This window comes from Herbaspirillum sp. RV1423 (assembly GCF_000577615.1).
Lineage (GTDB): Bacteria > Pseudomonadota > Gammaproteobacteria > Burkholderiales > Burkholderiaceae_D > Herbaspirillum.
Genome location: NZ_CBXX010000110.1, coordinates 1 through 364, shown reverse-complemented (window position 1 = coordinate 364; position 364 = coordinate 1). Strand labels below are relative to the sequence as shown.

At 59.6% G+C, this 364-nt stretch carries 1 protein-coding gene; it reads right to left on the bottom strand.

Features of this window, described 5'->3' with window-relative positions; genetic code table 11:
• A partial coding sequence (locus RV1423_RS28330; protein WP_034304007.1) for an EF-Tu/IF-2/RF-3 family GTPase occupies window positions 1–364 on the bottom strand: 364 nt, incomplete at both ends.

Here is a 364-nt window from a genome sequence, read left to right as displayed (position 1 = left end):
ACCGCCTTCGTCCTTCGACAGGACATAAATCTCGCCCGTGAAGTGCTTGTGCGGCTTGATCGAACCTGGCTTGGCCAACACTTGGCCGCGTTCCACGTCTTCACGCTTGGTGCCGCGCAACAGCACGCCAACGTTGTCACCCGCCTGACCTTGGTCCAGCAGCTTGCGGAACATTTCCACGCCCGTGCAGGTGGTCTTTTGCGTGTCGCGGATACCGACGATTTCGATTTCTTCGCCGACCTTGACGATACCACGCTCAACACGGCCGGTCACCACAGTACCGCGACCCGAGATCGAGAACACGTCTTCGACCGGCATCAGGAATGCGCCGTCGATGGCACGCTCTGGCGTCGGAATATAGGTG